Origin of the sequence: Mesobacillus subterraneus (assembly GCF_020524355.2) — a bacterium.
Lineage (GTDB): Bacteria > Bacillota > Bacilli > Bacillales > Cytobacillaceae > Mesobacillus > Mesobacillus subterraneus_C.
The window spans coordinates 2,890,556-2,910,103 of the sequence record NZ_CP129019.1 but is presented as its reverse complement, the minus strand read 5'-3'; the positions used below and the strand labels follow the sequence as shown (position 1 = coordinate 2,910,103).

At 41.8% G+C, this 19,548-nt stretch carries 18 protein-coding genes and 1 other annotated feature; of the genes, 16 read left to right on the top strand and 2 right to left on the bottom strand.

Annotation, left to right across the window (positions count from 1 at the left end; genetic code table 11):
* Positions 1–141: 141 nt before the first annotated feature.
* From LC048_RS15165 to LC048_RS15110, 12 genes are all read left to right on the top strand, one after another.
* The gene (locus tag LC048_RS15165) at positions 142–1,794 is read left to right on the top strand and encodes a peptide-binding protein (RefSeq protein ID WP_226600196.1); all 1,653 of its coding nucleotides are present in this window, start codon (positions 142–144) and stop codon (positions 1,792–1,794) included.
* A gap of 97 nt (positions 1,795–1,891) precedes the next feature.
* Complete coding sequence (locus LC048_RS15160) at positions 1,892–2,842, top strand: ABC transporter permease (RefSeq protein ID WP_306047997.1); 951 nt, start codon at positions 1,892–1,894, stop codon at positions 2,840–2,842.
* Between the two features lie 87 nt (positions 2,843–2,929).
* Complete coding sequence (opp4C, locus tag LC048_RS15155; RefSeq protein WP_226600385.1) at positions 2,930–3,769, top strand: oligopeptide ABC transporter permease; 840 nt, start codon at positions 2,930–2,932, stop codon at positions 3,767–3,769.
* A gap of 478 nt (positions 3,770–4,247) precedes the next feature.
* Positions 4,248–4,832, top strand: a complete 585-nt coding sequence (locus LC048_RS15150; protein WP_306047996.1) for a DUF2268 domain-containing putative Zn-dependent protease — start codon at positions 4,248–4,250, stop codon at positions 4,830–4,832.
* A gap of 176 nt (positions 4,833–5,008) precedes the next feature.
* Positions 5,009–6,031, top strand: a complete 1,023-nt coding sequence (locus LC048_RS15145; protein ID WP_226600199.1) for an ABC transporter ATP-binding protein — start codon at positions 5,009–5,011, stop codon at positions 6,029–6,031.
* Positions 6,031–7,017, top strand: coding sequence for an ABC transporter ATP-binding protein (locus LC048_RS15140; RefSeq protein ID WP_226600200.1), 987 nt, complete (start codon positions 6,031–6,033; stop codon positions 7,015–7,017). The genes LC048_RS15145 and LC048_RS15140 overlap by 1 nt, the downstream gene beginning before the upstream one ends.
* A gap of 44 nt (positions 7,018–7,061) precedes the next feature.
* Positions 7,062–8,783 (top strand): oligopeptide ABC transporter substrate-binding protein, encoded by a 1,722-nt coding sequence (opp4A, locus tag LC048_RS15135; protein WP_226600201.1) that lies wholly within the window; start codon positions 7,062–7,064, stop codon positions 8,781–8,783.
* Positions 8,784–8,820: 37 nt separating this feature from the next.
* Positions 8,821–9,786 carry an oligopeptide ABC transporter permease gene (gene opp4B / locus LC048_RS15130; protein ID WP_226600202.1) on the top strand — a complete coding sequence of 322 codons (966 nt, stop codon included), beginning with the start codon at positions 8,821–8,823 and terminating at the stop codon, positions 9,784–9,786.
* Between the two features lie 11 nt (positions 9,787–9,797).
* A complete protein-coding gene (gene opp4C, locus LC048_RS15125) occupies positions 9,798–10,706 on the top strand; it encodes an oligopeptide ABC transporter permease (RefSeq protein WP_306047995.1) in 909 nt (302 codons plus the stop codon).
* A gap of 87 nt (positions 10,707–10,793) precedes the next feature.
* Positions 10,794–10,958, top strand: a complete 165-nt coding sequence (locus LC048_RS15120) for a hypothetical protein (RefSeq protein WP_306047994.1) — start codon at positions 10,794–10,796, stop codon at positions 10,956–10,958.
* Between the two features lie 597 nt (positions 10,959–11,555).
* Entirely contained in the window at positions 11,556–11,771 is a 216-nt protein-coding gene (locus LC048_RS15115) for a YuzI family membrane protein (RefSeq protein ID WP_226600205.1), read from the top strand.
* A gap of 81 nt (positions 11,772–11,852) precedes the next feature.
* Complete coding sequence (locus LC048_RS15110; protein ID WP_226600206.1) at positions 11,853–12,599, top strand: YjbA family protein; 747 nt, start codon at positions 11,853–11,855, stop codon at positions 12,597–12,599.
* A 50-nt stretch (positions 12,600–12,649) separates the two neighbouring features.
* On the opposite strand, the gene trpS is transcribed toward LC048_RS15110, so the two are convergent.
* Positions 12,650–13,642, bottom strand: a complete 993-nt coding sequence (trpS, locus tag LC048_RS15105; RefSeq protein WP_226600386.1) for a tryptophan--tRNA ligase — start codon at positions 13,640–13,642, stop codon at positions 12,650–12,652.
* 108 nt (positions 13,643–13,750) lie between these two features.
* Positions 13,751–13,979: a binding site (T-box leader), on the bottom strand.
* A gap of 63 nt (positions 13,980–14,042) precedes the next feature.
* A complete protein-coding gene (locus tag LC048_RS15100; RefSeq protein ID WP_226600207.1) occupies positions 14,043–14,408 on the bottom strand; it encodes a DUF3899 domain-containing protein in 366 nt (121 codons plus the stop codon).
* Positions 14,409–14,680: 272 nt separating this feature from the next.
* On the opposite strand from LC048_RS15100, the gene LC048_RS15095 reads away from it, so the two are divergent.
* The 4 genes from LC048_RS15095 to LC048_RS15080 all read left to right on the top strand — a co-directional run bounded on the left by LC048_RS15095 (position 14,681) and on the right by LC048_RS15080 (position 19,534).
* Positions 14,681–16,384 (top strand): peptide ABC transporter substrate-binding protein, encoded by a 1,704-nt coding sequence (locus LC048_RS15095; protein ID WP_226600208.1) that lies wholly within the window; start codon positions 14,681–14,683, stop codon positions 16,382–16,384.
* A 139-nt stretch (positions 16,385–16,523) separates the two neighbouring features.
* Positions 16,524–17,453, top strand: a complete 930-nt coding sequence (gene opp3b, locus LC048_RS15090) for an oligopeptide ABC transporter permease (protein WP_226600209.1) — start codon at positions 16,524–16,526, stop codon at positions 17,451–17,453.
* Positions 17,453–18,481 (top strand): oligopeptide ABC transporter permease, encoded by a 1,029-nt coding sequence (opp3C, locus tag LC048_RS15085; RefSeq protein WP_226600210.1) that lies wholly within the window; start codon positions 17,453–17,455, stop codon positions 18,479–18,481. Before opp3b ends, opp3C begins: the two co-directional genes overlap by 1 nt.
* Positions 18,482–18,499: 18 nt before the next feature.
* On the top strand, positions 18,500–19,534 hold the full coding sequence (locus tag LC048_RS15080; RefSeq protein ID WP_226600211.1) for an ABC transporter ATP-binding protein: 1,035 nt from the start codon (positions 18,500–18,502) through the stop codon (positions 19,532–19,534).
* The last annotated feature ends 14 nt before the right edge of the window (positions 19,535–19,548 follow it).

The window sequence follows — 19,548 nt, the reverse complement described above, 5'->3', positions numbered from 1 at the left end:
CTTTACCACTATTAATGCTTATGAATTTTGGGTCTTTCTTAAAAGGAGTCTCGAAGTTTGTAAGAATGCTTTAAACAGTGGGGCTAACAAATGTTTCGTTAATAGTAAAAAAAAACAGTTAAAATTTAAGGGGGAAATGATGTGAAATTAAGAAAAGCTTCGTGGTGGTTAATTAGTCTTACTTTGATCCTTTCGATCTTTCTGACAGCCTGTACAGGAGGAAATAGCTCTGAGGATCCGAAAGAAACTCCTGGAGATGATGGTAAGACAGAAGAGGAAGCAACTGGTCCGCAGCAAGGCGGGGATTTAATCATTGGTTCTACTGGTGCACCTACCGTTTTCAACCCGCTTTACTCAACGGATACATCGAGCTCTGACATTGAAGGATTCATTTATGACAGCCTTGTATCATCTGACACTGAATTTAATCCGACAATGAGCATGGCTGAGTCAATTGATATTTCTGAAGATGGTTTGACATTTACAGCCAAACTAAAAAAGGGAATTAAATGGCATGATGGAGAAGAATTCACTGCAGATGACGTCGTTTTCACCTTCAGTATTCCAAAAGACGCTAATTATAATGGTGAGCGCGGATCTGCTTTCGAAGCGATGGAATCAGTTACAAAAGTCGATGACTATACTGTCGAGTTCAAGCTGAGCAAGAAGGATGCTTCCTTCTACCCGGTTTCGTTAAGCTATTACATTTTGCCTGAACATATCTTAAAGGATGTTCCTGTCGCTGAACTTGGTGAGCATGAGTTCAATACTAAGAGCCCGATTGGTACTGGTCCATTCAAATTCGTTGAATGGAAAGACGGAGAGTATGTAAAAGTCGAAGCTTTCGATGATTATTTCAAAGGTCATCCTTACCTCGATACACTCACGTATAAGATCGTTCCTGATATGGATGCGATGATTGCGCAAATCCAGGCGGGAGATATCCACTTTGCTGCAGGAGTTCCTGGAACTGACATTGAAACAGTCAAATCATTCCCAGGAGTTAAAGTAGAGTCCGGATTGGGCCTTTCATACACATACCTTGGCTACAACCAGAAGAATGAGCTATTCAAAGACAAGAAGGTTCGTCAGGCAATCACCCATGCTATTGACAGGGAAGCAATCGTCAGCTCTGTCATGAACGGTGACGGCAAAGTGGCACACGTTCCTGAAAGTCCATTATCATTCGCATACAATGATGATGTTCCTAAATTTGAATTTGACGTAGAAAAAGCAAAATCTTTGCTGGCAGAAGCTGGATGGAAGGACTCAGATGGCGACGGAATCCTTGATAAGGACGGCAAGAAATTCTCCTTCACGGTAAAAACAAACCAGGGTAACAAAGTAAGGGAAGACATTGTCGTTGTACTTCAAGAGCAATTGAAGGAAGTCGGAATCGAAGCGAAGCCAGAAATCGTCGAATGGAGCGCGTTCATTGAGCAGATTTCCGCTCCAAACTGGAATTATGACGCACTGGTACTCGGATGGAGCTTGTCAACATTCCCTGACCAATATGATATTTTCCACACAAGCCAGATGGAAGCAGGTTTGAACTTCGTATGGTACTCGAACCCTGAAGCAGATAAGCTGATGGAAGAAGCCAAGCAGATTCTGGATCAGGATGAATATAAGGCAGCTTATGCTGACATCTATAAGATGCTTGCAGAAGACCAGCCTTACACATTCCTGTACTATCCAAATGTACACAGGGTCATGCCAGCCGATTTAGAAGGCTATGTGTTCCACGCGAAGGATGATTTTTATGATATTTCCAAGTGGTGGCTGAAAAAATAGGATCGGGATGGGAGGGAAGGGAAAATCCCTTCCCTTTCAAATTTCAAGAAAAACATGCCTTTAATATAAATCTCTTAATTACTAAAGGAGAATTGTCATGCTATCTTATATCATTCGCCGAATACTGATGGTCATTCCTTTGCTTCTGGGGATTACGATTGTCTCCTTTGCAATCATGAAGCTAGCTCCCGGTGATCCTGCCAGCCTGATGATGGATCCGACAATCAGTCCGGCAGATAAGGAAAGGTTCATGGAAAGGTACGGACTTAACGATCCTGTTCATATTCAGTATCTAAAGTGGCTGGGAGCCATGCTTCAGGGGGACTTTGGTACATCGCTTATCCGCAAGGGTGTTCCGGTAATTGAAATGATCATGAACAGGATGCCTAATACGATTCTACTGATGGTCGTCTCAACAATCCTGTCCATATTGATTTCGATTCCATTTGGAGTTATTTCAGCCACAAGACCGTATTCCAAGCTGGATTATTCAGTAACAGTCACCTCTTTTTTTGGAGTAGCCACACCAAACTTCTTCCTTGGCCTGATTTTAATCATGGTCTTTGCCGTACAGAATAACTGGTTCCCAACTGGAGGGGTAGCGACATTGAATGCTCCTTTCAGCATATGGGACAGGATACACCATTTAATCATGCCGGCATTTGTTTTGGCTTCCGCCGACATGGCCGGATTGACCAGGTATACAAGATCCAGCATGCTAGAAGTCATCAAGCAGGATTATATGAGGACTGCAAGAGCGAAGGGGTTTAGAGAAAACAAAGTCATCTATAAACACGGCTTACGTAATGGCCTGATTCCAGTTATCACGATTTTCGGCTTGATGATTCCTTCCTTCATTGGCGGTGCTGTCATTGTTGAAAAAATCTTCACCTGGTCAGGGATTGGCTTATTGTTCGTAGACTCAGCCTTCCAGCGGGATTATCCAGTGCTTATGGGTTTAACCGTAATTTCATCGGTATTTGTTGTCATCGGTAATCTGATTGCCGATATACTTTACGCAATTTTTGATCCAAGGATCGAGTATTAAGGGGAGGAAAACATGGCAAAAACAAATCTAGCTGGAAATACTTCTGGCAGCCTTGACTTGCATGGCATCAAAACCTCGCGGGATACAATGCTCGGGATCATAGTCAGGAAGTTTTTCAAAAACAAGCTTGCCATCTTTGGCGGAATTTTCTTGATCATAATAATATCGGCAGCACTCTTAGCACCAGTGATCGCACCATTCTCGCCTTCCAAACAAAACCTGCTGTTGAAATTGCAGCCGCCAAATAGTGACCACTGGCTCGGGACAGACAGATTTGGCAGGGATGTCTTCTCCAGACTTTTGTACGGGGCAAGAATATCCCTATTGGTCGGTTTCGCTTCGGTGTTGGGCTCGATTACAATCGGAACCTTCCTTGGAGCAGTCGCGGGCTATGTTGGAGGGATTGTTGACGCTATAATCATGCGCTTTGTAGATATCATTCTATCAATCCCATCCATTTTCTTACTGATTACACTAGTGACGATCTTCAAGCCAGGAGTGGATAAGCTAATATTAATCTTCGCACTGCTAGGCTGGACAACTACTGCTCGTCTTGTCAGAGGAGAATTCCTTTCCTTAAGGTCGAGGGAATTTGTCCTCGCATCAAAAACAATTGGAACCAGGACACATACGATTATTTTTTCGCATATCCTTCCGAATGCGATGGGGCCTATCATTGTCTCAGCTACATTGGCAGTTGGCTATGTCATCCTGGCAGAATCAGGATTAAGCTATTTGGGACTGGGCATTCAGCCTCCTGACGCAAGTTGGGGCAACATGCTTCAGGACGCACAAAATTTCACGATTTTATTAAAATCATGGTGGTACCCACTGGCACCAGGATTAATGATATTGCTGACGGTCATTTGTTTTAACTTTGTTGGCGATGGGCTAAGGGATGCACTTGACCCTAAGATCAATGAGTAGTGGGATGAATCTTTTTTTATAACTTTCGAATGTTGAAGTTTTATTATCATATTAAAAATGAGTCAGGGAAACCTGGCTTTTTTCTATTACTACGAACCTATAAAAAATTCAAAATAAGGGTTTTCTTAATCAAGCTCCAGCGCTTGTCGGGGCTGACCAAGGCGCTTGCGCTTTTCTTGATGTTGGGAAATTTTTTAAAATGATTAATTGATCCCAGAACTATTGGCGGCTATTGTCATAAAATAGCTGTAAAAATTGAATTCATCGGAGGGAGAGCGATGGGGTAGTCAGGACTGATACATGGTTAGAAACAGAATTCAACAGTCCATACCGTGTATGTGAAAAGCTGGTTGATTATTTTGAAGGTGATGTTGATTCCAAAAAAATTTACAGCTATTTAAAGAACTTCGGCATGTACAAGCCGCACAGCAGATCGAGGAAGGCGCTGGAAGAGCTGGAGTCAGGAAACTTTTGGTCAGTGACAGAAAAAATCTTCAACAAGTATAAAACAAAATGGAAGGGACCAGATATCCCAATCTTCATCTTTCCCCTGGATCAAGCGAATTCAAAGTTAATGAGGGAAGGGAAAGGGAAATCAGGATTATCTTTTATTGATAAAATGTTTCTCTTCCTGACTCCGATAAACGATGAGAAAGAACTGGAAGCATTATTTGTCCACGAATACCACCATGTTTGCAGGATGCGGGCACAAAAGAAAAATCCAGCGGAATACACTCTCCTTGATTCAATTATTCTAGAAGGTCTTGCCGAGCATGCTGTGGCTGAAAACTGCGGTGACACATATACAGGAGAGTGGAGTAGGCGATATTCGACAAAAGTTTTAAGTGAGTATTGGGCAAAAGAGGTCGAAGAAAAGCTCTCGATCCAGAGGGAAGACCGCCAGCATGATGAAATTTTGTTTGGATTAGGGGGGCGGCCTGCCCTTCTCGGCTATGCAGTTGGCTATGAAATTGTGAAGCAATACAAACAGAATGGATATTTTTCTGAAAAAGCATCGTTTAGCATTCCCTCTAAAGAATTTACAAAGTTTTTAAAATTTTAATTATTTTCAATACTAACAAAACCCTGTCATACCGGGTTTTTTGTTGTTTTAAAAAATTTATAAATTTCCCAATTGAAAAAAAAGTATTGCAAATGTAACAAATCTGTAATAACATTTTATTAAAATATATCGAATTTGCAGAATATTTTATTATTTAAATGTGAGAAGGTGTCCCAATGAGCAACTATTCAATACATAAAGAAGCACCTTTGTTAGAAGTCAAGAACCTTGAAACAGCTTTTGATATCGATGGTGAATTTTATAATGCTGTAGACAAGGTCAGTTTTGCTGTCAAACCAAGGCAAATTGTCGGGGTTGTTGGCGAATCAGGGTGCGGTAAATCGGTTATGAGCCTTTCAGTCATGCAGCTCCTGCCAAAAGGGGTTGGGAAAATTCGGAGCGGGGAAATCATTTTCGAAGGAGTCCACCTGGAAAAGATGTCCGAAAAGGAAATGAATAAAATCCGCGGGCGCGATATCTCGATGATCTTCCAGGAACCGATGACATCGATGAACCCAGTGTTCACAATCGGCTTCCAGCTGCAGGAAGTATTGTTCAACCATACGAAAATCTCAAAAGCAGAAGCTAGGCAAAAAAGTGTTGCGCTGCTGAAGAGCGTTGGTATATCTAGACCAGAGAAAATCGTGGATGAATATCCACACCAGCTTTCCGGGGGAATGAGGCAAAGGGTTATGATCGCGATGGCAATCGCTAATCAGCCGAAGCTCCTGATTGCGGATGAGCCAACGACAGCATTGGATGTAACTGTACAAGCCCAAATACTGGACTTGCTAAAGAGCATCCAGGAAGTAAATGATATGTCAGTCATCATGATCACCCACGATCTTGGCGTTGTCGCTGAGATGTGTGATGAAGTCATTGTCATGTATGCTGGCCGGATCGTTGAACGAGCTGATGTCGATACACTTTTCTATAATCCAAAGCATCCCTATACAGAACTGATGATGGGTGCCATTCCGAAAATGGATGAGGAAAAAGAAGAATTAAGCTCAATCAAGGGTATTGTCCCTTCACTTAAGAATATGCCGGCAACTGGTTGCCGATTCGCAAACCGTTGTCCAAAAGCGATGCCAGAGTGTACAAGCATCACTCCACAGCTTGGAGAAGTCGAGCAAGGACATGAAGTGGCGTGCATTCTATATGAAGCAAGTATGCCAAAAGAAGGAGTTAAGGCATAATGAGCAATACAACTTTAGTAGAAAAAGAGAATTTGCTGGAAATTAAGAATCTGAAAACCTATTATCCTGTAAAAGGTGGCTTTTTCCGCCGTACAATCGGCAATGTTAAGGCTGTCGATGATGTATCATTCGAAATTAAAAAGGGTGAGACATTGGGACTAGTAGGAGAATCAGGCTGCGGTAAATCCACAACAGGCAGGACGATCATCCGCCTGCTGAATGCAACAGATGGAGAAATTATCTTTGAAGGCAAGGATATCACCAAACTAAGAGGCAAGACACTGCAGGCAATCCGCCAGGATATCCAGATGGTCTTCCAGGACCCGTATGCTTCATTGAACCCGATGCAAATGGTCGGGGACATTGTTTCAGAACCTATCAGGAACTTCAAGAATGCAAGCCTGAAGGAACTTAAAGATGAAGTAATGGATTTATTGACAAAAGTTGGTCTTCCTGAAGATGCTTACTATAAATATGCCCATGAATTTTCAGGCGGGCAGAGACAAAGGATTGGCATTGCAAGGGCCCTGGCGCTTCGGCCTAAGCTTATCATTGCAGATGAGCCGGTATCAGCACTGGACGTATCGGTGCAGTCCCAGGTTCTCAATCTTTTAAAAGAGCTTCAGAAGGAATTTGACCTGACTTTCTTATTTATCGCTCATGACCTAAGTGTCGTTAAGCATATGAGTGACCGGATCGGCGTAATGTATCTCGGCAATATGGTAGAAATTGCTGACCGCAACAGCATGTATGCTGAGCCGCTCCACCCATATACACAGGCTTTAATCTCAGCCATTCCAATGCCGGACCCGCGCAGGAAGAAGGAAAGGATTGTACTTGAAGGAGATGTTCCAAGTCCATTGAACCCTCCTACAGGATGTCCATTCCATCCACGCTGTCCAGCTGCGATGGCAGAGTGTTCTCAAGTGAAGCCAGCTTTAAAGGAGGTGAAGCCAGGACACCGAGTTGCTTGCCACCTTTACTAGGGCAATAATTTTACAAAAAAATATAAGAAATTGGGGGGAAAACCATGAAGAAACCATTGCTTTGGCTAGCTATGCTAGTATTGGTTTTATCAACATTCCTTGCTGCGTGCAGCGGAGGAGACAAAGAGAAGACAACAACTGATCCGAAAGAAGACGACAAGGACAACGCAGCAGAAGAAACAGGACCGCAAGATGGCGGTACATTGACTTACGCTTTAAGTTCTGAATTCAAAGGCCTTTTGAACTGGAACTTCTACGATGCTGACGGAGACGATGACATCATCGCATTCTTCGACGATGCATTGATCGACTATGATGAAAACCTTAAAGCCCAGCCAAACATTGCTAGCTGGACTACTGACGACAACAAAGTATTCACGTTCACTTTTGAAAAAGGCGTAAAATGGCACAATGGCGAAGAACTTACAGTTAATGACTGGGTATTCGCTATCGAAACAATCGCTACTCTTGGTGGAGAACACCAGCGTTGGTCTAACGTTAATACTATCGAAGGTGCTAAGGATTTCAACGAAGGAAAGGCTGACAAAATTGCTGGTCTTGAAGTAGTTGATGACTATACTTTGAAAATCACTTTTGACAAAGCTCGCGTAAACAACCTTGAAAACGTTTGGGCTTACCCTCTTTCTCGCAAGGAATTCGAAGGAATCGCACCTAAAGACATGGCTGCTTCTGAGCAGGTTCGCACTAAGCCTGTAGGAACTGGTCCATTCAAAGTTGCAAAGGTTATCCCTGGTGAATCAGTAGAACTAGTTAAGAACGAGAACTACTGGAAAGGCGCTCCTCACTTAGATAAGATCGTCGTTAAAGTTATCGATTCTTCTCTAACAACTGGAGAACTTAAAAATGGAACGCTTGACATGACTCCATTCCACCCAACAGTTCTTCCTGAAATCGAAGCGCTTGATAATGTTGAAGTAGTAAAATCTCCTGGCTTATCTTACTACTACATCGGTTTCAAACTTGGTAAATACGATGGCAAGAAAAACGTAATGGATAAAGACAAGTATGCAAGCAAAGAATTGCGTCAGGCTATGCTTTTCGCAATCAACCGTGAAGAATGGGTAAAAGCTTTCTTCAGCGGACTAGGACAGCCACTTAACCGTCCGATTCCATCTGCACACTGGATTGCTGCAGATAACAAAGATATGCCTGTACAATACGAGTACAACCCTGAAAAAGCAAAAGAAATCCTTGATAAAGCTGGTTATGTAGATAAGGATGGAGACGGATTCCGTGAAGATCCTAAAGGTGAGAAGTTCACAGTTAAGTTCTCTCACTATGCTACTGGCAACCCGACTTTCGAAGCACGTGCAAAAGCTATGACTCAGTACTGGGAAGAAGTTGGTTTGAAGTCTGAGCTTCAAATGACTGACGTTAACCTTTACTATGATCAACTTGAAAAAGACGATCCAGCTCTTGAAGTATTCTACGGCGGATGGGGAACTGGTACAGATCCAGATCCACTACCACTTTGGGGAATTGAATCTGTTTGGAACTACCCACGTTGGGTAAATGATGATGCTCAAAAACTTCTTGAAGATGCTGTTGATCTAGAAGTAGTAGGAACTGATACTGAAAAGCGTGCAAAGCTATATGCTGACTGGCAGAAGATTTTCAACGAAGAAGTGCCTGCACTTCCAATTCTTGAGCTAGAAGAAGTAATGGCTGTTGCAAAACGTGTACAAGGCCTAAAAATTGACGTTTCAGGCACTAACTCACCTCATGAATGGTGGATCAAGCAATAATCATTAAATCCCACCTACTCAGTTAAGGAGAATGCATATGCTTAAATACAGTTTACGTCGCATACTCGGCATGATTCCTATGCTTTTCCTTATCTCCATTGTAGTGTTTTCCCTGGCGAAACTTATGCCAGGGGACTCACTTAGTGGGGAAATCGATCCGAACAATACGGATCCGGCATACATAGAAGAGATGCGCGAGAAGCTTGGTTACAATGATCCTGTCCATATTCAATATTTTACCTGGATAACAAACTTCATGCAGGGTGATTTTGGTAAATCAACCCGTTATAAAATCCCGGCAAGTGATATCATTGGAGAACGTTTGCCAAATACAATATTCCTAGGTTTTTCGAGTATTTTCATCACTTATATTCTTGCATTTTTCATGGGTATTTATGCCGGAAGAAAGCCATATACTCTTGGCGATAACGTTATAGGTACCGCTAACTACATTGGACTGGCCCTGCCATCATTTGTTGCAGGGGTGTTCGCAATCTATTTCTTCTCATTCACATTGGGCTGGTTCCCTTCAAACGGTTCCGTGGATATTTCCACAACAGAAGGTACAGCTGCATATTGGCTAAGCAGAATTCATCATGTATTCTTACCAGCACTTGTATTAGGTTTATTGAGTACTGCAAGCTATACGCAATTCCTGCGTAATGACATTATAGAAAACAGCCGTAAGGATTTTGTAAGAACGGCACGAGCAAAAGGAACACCTGAAAAGAAAATTTACAATCAGCATATTTTGCGCAATTCAATCATCCCGCTGATTACATTCCTTGGATTTGATATCGTAGCGTTGGTCGGTGGAGCGATCATCACTGAGACGATTTTCACATACCCGGGAATCGGTCAATTATTCTTGAACTCTGTCAGCCAAAGGGACTATCCAGTCTTAATGACCTTGACAATGATGTTCTCATTCTTGACACTTTTTGGGAACCTAGTTGCAGATATACTATACGGAATTGTTGATCCAAGGATCAGGCTTGATTAAGGAGGATGGCTATGCAAGTTTCTACAGCAAATAATACACAGATAAACCTGAAGCCGGAAAAAGGCATGTCTCCTTGGTCCATCGCTAGAAGAAAATTTGTGAAAAACAAATTGGCGATGACAAGCTTGATCTTTTTATTATTCGTAATGATTGTCTCTTTTCTGGCTCCATACATTACAACTACAGATATCACAAAAATCAACATTGGCTCAATGTCCTTAAAGCCATCTGCAGAGCACTGGCTGGGAACGGACAAAAACGGGCGTGACGTTTTTACTAGATTGTTATACGGCGGAAGGGTATCACTCTTAGTCGGAATTAGCTGTACACTATTTGTCATCCTTTTTGGAACAATTGTAGGATCGATCGCAGGATACTTCGGGGGAATCGTTGACAGCATGCTCATGCGTTTTACTGACTTTGTCTTGAACTTCCCATTCCTTGTTTTCGTTATCGTCTTAGCTACAATTTTCCACGGTAAAATCAATGGTCTTGTCATCCTGATCATCGTTATCAGCTTGCTGAGCTGGGGCGGGGTAGCAAGGATAGTCCGAAGCAAGATTTTAGCAGAGAAGGAAAATGAATACATCCTTGCTTCAATCTCAATTGGATGCTCACCATTCAAAGTAATCACAAAGCATTTACTGCCAAACGTCCTTTCAACCATCATCGTACAAGCAACAATCCTGTTTGCTTCTATGATAGTCGCAGAAACTGGACTGAGCTTCCTGGGATTCGGGGTACCTTCCGAGATTCCATCTTGGGGTAACATGCTAGCGTTCGCGAATGAGCCGGACGTATTACAAGGAAAGCCGTGGATCTGGATTCCACCAGCCCTTGCCATCACACTCACGATTTTGTCAATCAACTTCGTTGGTGAAGGTTTAAAAGATGCATTGAATCCAAGATCACGCCGTTAAAAAATCTACCATACAAAGGTAGATTTTTTATTTTGCCTATTTTTCTATCAGAGGGTGAGGTAAGAGGGGGATTAGGAACTATTGCAAATGTCTGATTTAGCCCTGGGTTCGGTCAAAACAACTAAAGGGATGGCTGGAAATGTCCGAAGTAGCCCTAGGTTCGGTCAAAATAGAAGGTTGGAAGTGGAGGAAATGTCTGAAGTAGCCCCGGGTTTGGTCAAAACAGTCACTGGAATCGCCGGAAATGTCTGAAGTAGTCCTAGGTTCGGCCAAAACAACCACGGGTAAGGCAGGAAGTGTCCGAAGTCACCCCAGGTTCGGCCAAAACAGCAACTGGAATCGCCGGAAATGTCTGAAGTAGTCCTAGGTTCGGCCAAAACAACCACGGGTAAGGCATGAAGTGTCCGAAGTCACCCCAGGTTCGGCCAAAACAGCAACTGGAATCGCCGGAAATGTCTGAAGTAGTCCTAGGTTCGGTCAAAACAACCACGGGTAAGGCAGGAAGTGTCCGAAGTCACCCCAAGTTCGGCCAAAACAACTACTGGGATGGCTGGAAATGTCTGAAGTCACCCCAGGCTTGACCAGAACAGTGATGGGAACCGCATAAAATGTACGAAATCAACCCAGGTTCGGACAAGAAATTAATATAAGTTAGAAAGTAATACATACTCAGAATCTTTCCTATGTGACACTGCTGAATTTTTCATGTAGTTGTCTCTTTTGTCAGGTACATTTAAAACAGCTTTCAGTAATTTCCCGCCAACTTCCTTCATATATATGATAAAAATGGACAGGCCGGGGTGAGGAAAGTGTGGGATATGAAATTCTCCAATGAAAAGAGTCAATCTGATGATCTTTAGATTGTTTGTTTTGACGATTGGTTTTGGACTGGCTGTATCAGGAGGAATCAGTTCAATCGCTTATTTGAATATGATTGTGGCTGGGCACGGTGTGGATGAGTATTTAGCTTTTGTGTCCCGGAGAGTGGAGTGCTACTTGCTGCCGGCTGGAATTGGTATCATTTGGTTAAGTATTTATTGGCCGCACAATAATGCTGAAAATTGATCTTCCTTTTAAGGAATATTTTTACTTAGTGATGCCCATACTGATGGACAAACAGTTTCTTGAAGTGAGGGGTTAAAAATCATGTTGTATCTTCATGATGTCTGGGTAAACTGGTTTGAAGGGGAAGAGAACGGTTATAATGTCTGCCATTTCCACGAATGGCGCAAGGACGATGGAGTAGAGCTGCTTGACCAGGTACCACTGCTTAAAATTGACCATTTGTTATTTAATTACATTGAGAATGATTTATCAGAGTTGCCTCAACAGCTTCTGGATGACATTTACCGTAAGGCATATTTGAGGAAAAACCATGAACGTACACAGCTTGATTACTGTTTCGTTGTTTCCGATGGAACTGGTATACTGGCTGTTGACACAATCGGTTATAATATCCCAATCCGAAAGAGTCGTCTTATTCCGCGCCAGGAACAGCTGGTGTACGAAATGATTGAAAACCAGGATACAATCCAATATGGATTCAATGATCAAAGTGCTTTGAAGGACTTCCATATCCTATCTCCTTCTCCAGATTTAATGAGTGGGCTGACACGCAAAGAAAGACAGTTGAAACAATTATTGTTCATGGCCATGGACCAATTGAGTTCCTCAAAAAATGTGGCTGAAGTCCGTTACTGGTTTACAGAGTGGAAACCTGAATTATATGAAGAGATTCAACGCCTTGGATTTGAAGAGGTATGGGAACAGTTATATGAAGAGACAAAGTTTGGATGGTCACATAAACACGAGAAGTTTTGCGAAAACATTATCAAAGGTCAATCCTTTTTCGAAAAACTTTGGGAAATGGAGCACGGCCCTAAAGTAAATTGATAACAATTACAATAAAACGGAGCTGACGCATTGTCAGCTCCGTTTTATTCTTATCTGCGCTTGCGGCCAAGGCCCATCGCATTCTCCATTTTCTTTACCATTTTGTTTGCGACAAAATTTGCTTTTTCAGCACCACGGTCAAGAATTTCGTCTAACTCTGGTGAATCAATCAGCTCGTAATATTTTTTCTGGATTGGTTCTATGACATCAACAACAACCTTTGCCAGGTCTCCCTTGAAGTCGCCATATCCTTTACCTTCATAGTCTTTTTCAATGTCAGCGATTGCTTTGCTGGTTAAGATAGAATAAATGGACAAGAGGTTTGAAATGCCAGGTTTGTTTTCTTTATCATATTTTACGATACCCTCTGAGTCAGTGACTGCACTCTTAATTTTCTTTTCGATTTGCTTAGGGTCGTCGAGCATCGAGATGAAAGCCTTGTTGTTAGGGTCTGATTTGCTCATTTTTTTTAAAGGATCCTGTAAGGACATTACCCTTGCGCCGACTTTAGCGATGCGAACATCTGGAATCGTAAAAATTTCATTGAATTTCTTATTGAATCGTTCAGCTAAATCCCTTGTCAACTCTAAATGCTGCTTTTGGTCTTCGCCGACTGGCACGAGATTCGTACTATATAGAAGAATGTCGGCAGCCATTAGCGGCGGATAGGTTAAAAGACCAGCAGAGACTGCTTCTTTCCCAATGGATTTATCTTTGAATTGAGTCATTCTTTCAAGCTCACCTATATAGGCTACGCATTGCATCATCCATCCAGCCTGTGCATGTGCAGGAACTTCCGATTGGATAAACAGGGTAACTTTTTCAGGGTCAATCCCCGAAGCGATGTACAATGCAGCAAGGCTCTTTATGTTCTTTCTAAGTTGCAAGCGATCCTGCGGGACAGTTATCGCATGCTGATCAACGATACAAAAGTAACAATTATATTCTTCCTGCAGCTCAGTGAATTGCTTCATCGCGCCGATATAGTTGCCAAGTGTGATGGTTCCGCTCGGCTGGATGCCAGAAAAAATAGTTTCCATAATAAATTCCTCCTATAGATATATATATATTGTTCTCAATCTGTCTGAATTTGGTTGAATTGACGTAAAAACAGAAGAAAAAAGAACACAAAAAAGACCATTCGCCTAATTTCTAGGGACGAATGGTCCGTGTTGCCACCCTAATTACTCACGAATGAGTCACTCTGCCCATGCCTCAGTGAAACATGGATCCCTTTAACGCAGGAATACGCCTGGATTTACTTAAGTTCAAACCAGAAGCTCAAAAGTCCATTCCAATTGTCAGGCTGTTTGTTTACACCTACCACAAACTCTCTGAAAAGCCTTGAACAAGTGTACTACTCTTCATCATTGCTTTTAAAGTTTTATTAAAAATGATTATAATCAAAACAATCATGATAAGCAAGAGTACCTGCGGCATTTTTTACAAATAATAAATAAACAGTGCTGCAAACATTAACATCAAGTTTAAAAGTCCAACCTTTAAAAGAGGATTCGCATTTAAAGTGATCAGTTTGGATAAGGGAGTCATTTCATCAAAGGACTTCTTCTTTCCACCTTCGTCTTTACTTGCGAAAACACTTCTGAATGAATAGGATATTGCGTCAAAAAAACCTGAATGGACCGTAAAAATTATTAATGATGTAAAAAGCAGCACGCTTGCAATGTAAAAAGAGAAATTTATATAACTAAGCAGGGTTATGCTTTGCTGATAGATTAGTGAGAGAATAAAAACCAAAAACTGAGAACTTAAAAATCCTAAAAAGATTTTCCCAAATCTATTACGCATTTTTCTAAATCTCCCTTATATTGTTATTTCATAAAAGTAATTTTAAGAATAAACCCATGAAAATTATCAAATATTACAATAAGATTCAACATGATTTTGCCTTCAAAAGGCTTATAAGTCACTATTATAACACAAATCAAGTAGGAAATTTATTACTATTGTTTCAATGTTGTAAATTTTTCACGCAAAAATATTGAACATTTAATTCTTTCTATGTATAATAGGGAATGTAAAAAGTTTTCAGAAAACAATAATAAAGAGGGGGCATAACTTTGAAAAAGTCAAAATTTTCACTTCTATTGATTTTGACTCTAGTATTCTCGTTAATCCTGTCTGCATGTAGCGGCGGAGATGACAATGCTGGAGACGAAAAGCCTGATGGTGATGCAAAGACAGGCGACGAAACATCTAGTGTACCACAAGAATTAAGAATGTTGGATTCTTCTGCGATTCCAACTATGGACACAGTCCTTGCTGAAGGTTCTACAAGTTTCACTTACATAAACAACGTAGGTGAAGGTCTTTACCGCCTTGACCAGAACCACAAGCCAGTTCCTGCACTATCGGATGGCGAGCCAAAAATCAGTGACGACAACCTAGTCTACACTTTCACACTAATCGATTCAAAATGGTCTAACGGGGAGCCTGTAACTGCTCACGATTTCGTATTTGCTTGGCAGCGCGCAATCGACCCTAAGACTGCTTCTCCTTATGGTCCATACATGATGGGCGGCAAAATCAAGGGTGCAGAAGCAATCACAGAAGCTGGTTCTAAAGAAGAAGCTTACGATGTAACTACACTTGGCGTCAAAGCTCTTGATGACAAGACTTTAGAAGTAACTCTTGAAAAGCCAATCGCTTATTGGCAAGACCTTTTCGCTTTCCCAACATTCTATCCGCAAAACCAGAAGTTTGTTGAAGAAAAAGGCGATAAGTTTGCAAGCAATGCTGAAAACTTACTTTACAACGGTCCATTCGTAATGGAAACTTGGGAAAGTACTGACGCTGAAGAGTGGGTACTTACTAAGAACCCTAACTACCACAGTGCTGATAAAGTTAAACTTGAAAAGATCACTGTAAACGTCGTTAAAGATTCTAACTCTGCAGTAAACGCATTTGAAGCTGGCGAAACAGACATGACTGGATTGCTTTCTTCTGACCTTGTCCCTGCATACGATGGCGACGAGCGCATGCTTAGCTGGATGGAAGCAACAGTATTCTGGATCAAGATGAACCAGAAGAATGAGGCACTTGCTAATGTTAACATCCGTAAAGCGATCGCAATGGGCTTCAACAAAGATGATTTAGCTGCGAGCATCCTGAACAACGGTTCAGTTGCTGCTAACTACTTTGTACCAAAAGATTTCGTAACTCTTGATGGTGAAGATTTCCGTGAAAAGAACGGCGACCTGATTGTTTTCAATGCTGAAGAAGCAAAGAAATATTGGGAAACTGGTCTTAAGGAACTTGGTGTAGATAAGCTAGAGCTTCGCTACCTTGGTGGAGACACTGAAGCAGCTAAGAAGACTGACTCATACATCAAGAACCAATTGGAAACAAACCTTCCTGGTTTGACAATCAATCTTGAAAGTGTTCCTTTCGCAATTCGTTTAGATCGTGACAACGCTATGGATTATGATCTTCAATTCGCTGGATGGGGTCCTGACTACGGTAACGCATTGTCGTTCACTGACCTTTGGATCACTAACGGCGGAAGCAACAGAATGGGTTACACAAACAAGAAATACGATCAGTTGATCAAGGATGCTCAAGGCAAACTTGCTACTGACGAAAAAGCTCAATGGGAAGCACAGCAAGAAGCTGAAAGAATCATGCTTGAAGAAGATGCTGGTCTAGCACCTGTTTACCAGCGTGCAGCTAACATCCTTCTTAACCCTAATGTTAAAGGTCTAGCGATCTACAACTACGGTCCTGACTACTCATTCCAGTGGGTAACAATCGAAGGCGAAGAATAATAACTGAAGAAATTTCTTATTTCAGAGTGTAATAATTCTGAGGATAGAAAGAGAGTATATCTAGATATACTCTCTTTTTCCCTGTAGAGCATTTGTCGAATAATAGGGAAAATTGAAATAATACAGGAGGTGCACAGATATGGCAAAATACCTGTCCAAAAGGGTACTTTATATGTTTTTGACTCTATTCATCATTGCGTCCCTAACATTTTTCTTAATGAAAATCATCCCAGGAACGCCTTTTGCTAGTGCGAACAAATTGAGTCCGGCACAATTGGAAATCATGAAAGCGAAATATGGTCTTGACCAGCCGGTACCTGTGCAGTATGCCAAGTATCTTGGAAACCTGCTGCAAGGGGATTTAGGTATTTCCTTTCAATTCAATAACAGGTCTGTTACTGATATGATCATCGGCCGTCTTGGCCCTTCCATGCAGCTAGGTGCACAAGCAATGATCTTAGGTACGATTGTCGGTATTTTACTTGGGATATTTGCAGCACTACGACAAAATACATGGGTCGACTACAGCTCAACTTTTATTGCGGTATTAGGTAAATCTATTCCAAACTTCGTGTTCGCTGGATTACTGCAATATTATGTTGGGGTAAAACTTGGCTGGTTCCCGGTACTTTTCTGGCGAGGATTTGAGTACACAATCCTTCCAACGATCGCTCTATCCATGCTGCCGATCGCTATCGCTGCCCGATTTATGAGAACCGAAATGATTGAGGTTTTAGGTTCTGACTATATCATGCTGGCAAAAGCTAAGGGTGCAAGTTTCTTTGAGATTGCCTTTAAGCATGCTTTAAGGAACGCGCTAATTCCTTTGGTAACAGTTTTAGGCCCATTGGCAATCGCATTGATGACGGGTTCACTGGTAATTGAAAAGATCTTCGCGATTCCTGGTCTAGGCGAACAGTTCGTGACATCAATTACCCTTAATGATTACCCTGTTATCATGGGAACAACCCTTTTATTTGCTGCATTATTTGTAGTTATCATCCTTGTTGTGGATATTCTTTATGGAGTCATCGATCCACGTATCAGGCTGTCTGGAGGTAATAAGTAATGGCTGACTTTGAAACGAAAATTCCGAAAGATCGTTTTAGGCCGGCGGATATCGATTCTGGCAAGAGCGAGGAAATTAATAAGCCTAGTTTAACCTTCTGGCAGGATGCTTGGATGCGTGTCCGCAAAAATAAAGGTGCGCTAGTAAGTTTGATTGTTATGGCACTTTTGGTCATTATGGCATTTCTTGGACCAGTTATCAGCGGCAAGGAATTCGACACTCAAAATGTAAGGCATAATAATTTGCCACCAAAAATCCAGGGGCTGGAGAATATCAGCTGGCTTCCGTTTGACGGTGTGAAGGTAAATAAAGCAGGAAAAGAAATCGATATGTATGAAGTCAAAAAAGTAGAAGAGTACTACTGGTTTGGTACCGATGTTTTAGGTCGTGACTTATTCACACGTGTCTGGAAAGGTACGCAAATCTCCTTGTACATTGCGCTTTTGGCTGCAGTTATTGATATGATAATAGGTGTTGCGTATGGCGCGATATCCGGTTATTACGGTGGGAGATTGGATAACGTGATGCAGAGGATTACCGAAGTCCTAGTAGGTATTCCGACGATGATTGTTGTTATCTTGATGATCCTTGTTTTGAAACCTGGTATTATTTCTATCACTGTTGCCTTGACGATTACAGGCTGGGTAGGAATGGCCCGTGTGGTACGTGCACAGACACTGAAGCTTAAGGAACAGGAATTTGTACTCGCTTCTAAAACTCTTGGAAACAGCGATGGCAAAATCATCTCCAAACACTTATTGCCAAACCTTGCTGGTGTCATTATTATCAATACAATGTTCACGATTCCAAATGCGGTATTCTTTGAAGCATTCCTAAGCTTTATTGGACTTGGTCTTCAGGATCCATATGCATCACTCGGTACATTGATTGATGAAGGTTTTAAAGTGCTAAGATTGCACCCACATGAGATGATAATTCCAGCTATTATCATCAGTATCATCATGATCACGTTCAATATGCTGGCAGACGGATTGCGCGATGCGCTTGATCCGAAAATGCGCGATTAAGGGGCAGGTGAATGTATTATGGAAAATATTTTAGAGGTTAAAGATTTAAATATCTCCTTCCATACATTCGCGGGCGAAGTACAAGCGATCCGCGGTGTGAACTTTGAACTGAAAAAGGGAGAAACCCTTGCGATAGTTGGTGAGTCTGGATCTGGTAAATCAGTAACGACTAAAGCAATCATGAAATTGTTGCCTCCTGGCAATTCTGAAATCAAGCAAGGTGAGATTTTGTTTGAAGGCAAAGACTTAGCTAAGTTGAGCGACAAACAAATGCAGAAAATCCGTGGTCAGGATATTTCTATGATTTTCCAGGATCCAATGACATCATTGAATCCAACAATGACAGTTGGAAAACAAATCATGGAACCTTTGATCAAGCATCAAAACATGAGTAGATCAGCAGCTGGAGAACGTGCAGTTCAGCTCTTGAAGCTGGTTGGTATCCCTAAACCTGAGTTGCGTGTCAAACAATATCCGCACCAATTCTCAGGCGGAATGAGACAGAGGGTGGTTATCGCTATTGCCCTGGCATGTAATCCAAAGGTTCTTATTGCAGATGAACCAACAACGGCTTTGGATGTAACAATCCAGGCGCAGATTCTGGAACTTATGAAAGATTTGCAGAAAAAAATTGATACTTCAATTATTTTCATCACTCACGACCTGGGTGTTGTTGCGAACGTTGCAGATCGGGTAGCAGTAATGTATGGTGGGAAAATTGTCGAAATTGGTACTGTGGATGAAGTCTTCTACAATCCGCAACATCCTTATACTTGGGGATTGATCAGTTCAATGCCAAGCCTGGATTCTAAAGATGAAGAGCTCTACGCAATTCCTGGTACACCGCCAAACTTATTGCATCCGCCAAAAGGAGATGCTTTTGCACCTCGAAATGAATATGCAATGCAAATTGACTTAGAAGAACAGCCTCCAATGTTTAAAGTGTCTGATACACATTATGCTGCTACATGGCTGTTGCATCCAGATGCTCCTAAGGTAGAACCGCCGGAAGCTGTGAAAAGCAGAATGCGCAAATTCATGGGCACGAAATAACTGTAAGAGGAGGA